Consider the following 3,263-nt stretch of genomic DNA (forward strand, 5'->3'; position numbering starts at 1 on the left):
TGCGCCACCTGCGGAGCCTCGAGCTGACCCGCCGCCCCTCCGGGGCGCCGGCGACGGAGCGTGCGCTGCCGACCGCCTCGGTGGACGTGCCGGGGCTGCACCTGCTCGGCTACGACGACTGGTGCGGGGCCGCCTCGGCCACGCTCGCGGGCGTGGGGGTGCACGCGCGCCGGGCCGTCGACGCGATCCTCGCGGGCCTCACCGCGGGCTGAGCGGGTGGACCAGCCGGGCGGTCAGGCCTCCAGTCCGTGGCCGAGCGCGCGCAGCTCGCGGCGCGTCCGCCCCGCGCGCAGGAGCTCGAGCAGCTCCTCCCGGCCGGGCTTGAGCTCGTAGGCGAGCAGGGCGCGCGCCCGCTCGGGGTCGGTCTCCCCCTCGCCGTAGGACGGGCACCAGCGGGCGATCGGGCACGCCCCGCACGCCGGGCGGCGCGCGTGGCACACGCGGCGGCCGTGGAAGATCAGCCGGTGGGAGAGCATCGTCCAGTCACGGCGCGGGAACAGGGCGCCCACGGCGTGCTCCACCTTCACCGGGTCGGTCTCGTCCGTGAACCCCAGGCGTCGGGCCAGCCGGCCGACGTGCGTGTCCACCGTGATCCCGGGCTGGCCGAAGGCGCTGCCGAGCACCACGAACGCGGTCTTGCGCCCCACCCCGGGCAGCGCCACGAGGTCCTCGAGACGGGCGGGGACCTCGCCGTCGTGCCGGGCCACGAGCTCCTGGGACAGCCGCAGGATCGCCGAGGCCTTGTTCCGGTAGAACCCCGTGGAGCGCACGAGCTCCTGCAGCTCGGGCTCGGTGGCCGCCGCCATCGCGTGGGCATCCGGGAAGCGGGCGAACAGCGCCGGCGTGGCCGCGTTGACGCGCACGTCGGTGGTCTGGGCGGACAGCACCGTGGCCACGAGCAGCTCGAACGGCGTCTCGAAGTCCAGCTCGGCGACGGCGTACGGGTACGTCTCGGCCAGGATCCGGTCGATCCGCCGCGCCCGGCGCACCAGGGCCAGCCGGGTCTCCCCGGTCGGCGTGCCCGTCGACTCCGTCTCCATCCGCGCGTCCTCCCGCCCTCGTGCGATCCGCTCAGGTCCGACCATCCTAGGGAGCGGGGCACATGCCGACGTCCGCACCGCGTCCGGCCCCCGCTTCTGGGTGCGATGCGACACACAGGACCCGAGGATTTGTGGCGACGACGCCGCGCGCGGCATGCTGAGGCGGGAGACTAGTGTGGGACGCGTCACATCCGTGCCGCGCACCGACCGCACCACCCCGAAAGGACCCCGTCGATGGACGAGCAGATCCCCACGTTCCCGCCCCCGACCGAGTTCGCCGCCCAGGCGGTGGCCGGAGCCGACCTCTACGAGGAGGCCGCCGAGGACCGCCTGGCCTACTGGGCCCGCCGCGCCCGCGAGATCCTGCACTGGGAGCAGGACTTCACCGACGTCCTGGACTGGTCCGACGCGCCCTTCGCGAAGTGGTTCGTCGGCGGCACCACCAACGCCGCGTACAACGCCCTGGACCGCCACGTCGAGGCCGGCCACGGCGACCGCGTGGCCATCCACTTCGAGGGCGAGCCCGGCGACACCCGGACCTACACCTACGCCGACCTGGCCGCCGAGGTCCGGCGCGCCGCCAACGCGTTCGAGTCCCTCGGCGTGACCAAGGGAGACCGCGTGGCCGTCTACCTGCCGATGATCCCGGAGGCCGTCATCACGATGCTCGCGTGCGCGCGCATCGGCGCGGTCCACTCCGTGGTCTTCGGCGGCTTCTCCTCCGACGCCCTGCGCTCCCGCGTGGACGACGCCGAGGCCAAGCTCGTCGTCACGGCCGACGGCTCCTTCCGCCGCGGCAAGCCCTCCATGCTCAAGCCCGCCGTGGACCAGGCCCTCTCCGCGCCCGGCCACACCGCCGAGCACGTGCTCGTGGTCCGCCGCAACGAGGCCGAGGTCGAGATGACCGAGGGCCGCGACCTGTGGTGGCACGACGTCGTGGACGCCCAGTCCGACGAGCACGAGCTCGTGTGGCACGACGCCGAGCACCCGCTCTACATCCTCTACACCTCCGGTACCACCGGGAAGCCGAAGGGCATCCTGCACACCACCGGCGGCTACCTCGTGCAGGCCGCGGCCACCCACCACGACACCTTCGACCTGCACCCGGAGTCGGACGTCTTCTGGTGCACCGCCGACGTCGGCTGGGTCACCGGGCACTCCTACGTCGCCTATGCGCCGCTGGTCAACGGCGCCACCCAGGTGATCTACGAGGGCACCCCGGACTCCCCGCACCAGGGCCGCTGGTGGGAGATCGTGCAGAAGTACGGCGTGAGCATCCTCTACACGGCGCCGACGGCGATCCGCACGTTCATGAAGTGGGGCCGGCACATCCCGGACGAGTACGACCTCTCCAGCCTGCGCGTGCTCGGCTCCGTGGGCGAGGCCATCAACCCGGAGGCCTGGCGCTGGTACCACGAGGTCATCGGCGCCGGCCGCTGCCCCATCGTGGACACCTGGTGGCAGACCGAGACAGGCGCCCACATGCTCACCCCGCTGCCCGGCGTGACCACCCTCAAGCCCGGTTCCGCCCAGAGGCCGGTGCCCGGCGTCGTGCTGGAGGTCGTGGACGAGCTCGGCGAGCCCATGACGGACACGAGCGCGGGCTTCCTCGTGGTGCGCGAGCCGTGGCCGTCCATGCTGCGCGGCATCTGGGGCGACCGGGAGCGCTTCAAGGAGACCTACTGGTCCCGCTTCCCCGGCATGTACTTCGCCGGCGACGGCGCCCGCTACGACGAGGACGGCGACATCTGGCTGCTGGGCCGCGTGGACGACGTCATGAACGTCTCCGGCCACCGCCTGTCCACCACCGAGATCGAGTCCTCCCTCGTGGCGCACCCGTCCGTGGCCGAGTCCGCGGTGGTCGGCGCGAAGGATGAGACCACGGGCGAGGCGGTCGTCGCGTTCGTCCTGCTCACCGAGGACGCCGCCGCGGCCGATCGCGACGTCGCCGAGGTCGAGGAGGAGCTGCGGCAGCACGTGGGCAAGAACATCGGCCCCATCGCCAAGCCCAAGCGCGTGCTCGTGGTCCCCGAGCTGCCCAAGACGCGCTCCGGCAAGATCATGCGCCGCCTGCTCAAGGACGTGGCCGAGGGCCGCGACCCGGGCGACTCCACCACGCTGGCCGACCCCACGGTCATGCAGCGCATCGTGGAGACGCTCGCCCCGAAGGCCTGAGCCGGCACGACGACGCCGCCCCGGTCCGCACGCTGCGTGCGGTCCGGG

At 73.2% G+C, this 3,263-nt stretch carries 2 protein-coding genes and 1 pseudogene; 2 read left to right on the forward strand and 1 reads right to left on the reverse strand.

Annotated elements, in window-relative coordinates:
* Positions 1–212 (forward strand): annotated as a pseudogene (locus tag HMPREF3105_RS08010) (NAD(P)/FAD-dependent oxidoreductase); the annotation flags it as partial.
* A 21-nt stretch (positions 213–233) separates the two neighbouring features.
* Here HMPREF3105_RS08010 and nth read toward each other — a convergent pair.
* Positions 234–1,040 carry an endonuclease III gene (gene nth, locus HMPREF3105_RS08015; protein ID WP_070709151.1) on the reverse strand — a complete coding sequence of 269 codons (807 nt, stop codon included), beginning with the start codon at positions 1,038–1,040 and terminating at the stop codon, positions 234–236.
* A 234-nt stretch (positions 1,041–1,274) separates the two neighbouring features.
* Between nth and acs the strand changes: the two genes are divergently transcribed.
* A complete protein-coding gene (gene acs, locus HMPREF3105_RS08020) occupies positions 1,275–3,215 on the forward strand; it encodes an acetate--CoA ligase (protein ID WP_061867654.1) in 1,941 nt (646 codons plus the stop codon).
* The last annotated feature ends 48 nt before the right edge of the window (positions 3,216–3,263 follow it).

This window comes from Micrococcus sp. HMSC31B01 (assembly GCF_001816085.1).
GTDB lineage: Bacteria > Actinomycetota > Actinomycetes > Actinomycetales > Micrococcaceae > Micrococcus > Micrococcus luteus.

What these genes read in the sequence shown, in the direction of transcription:
- nth (WP_070709151.1), bottom strand. Translation starts at nt 1,040, where the DNA reads ATGGAGACGGAGTCGACGGGCACGCCGACCGGGGAGACCCGGCTGGCC.
- acs (WP_061867654.1), top strand. Translation starts at nt 1,275, where the DNA reads ATGGACGAGCAGATCCCCACGTTCCCGCCCCCGACCGAGTTCGCCGCC.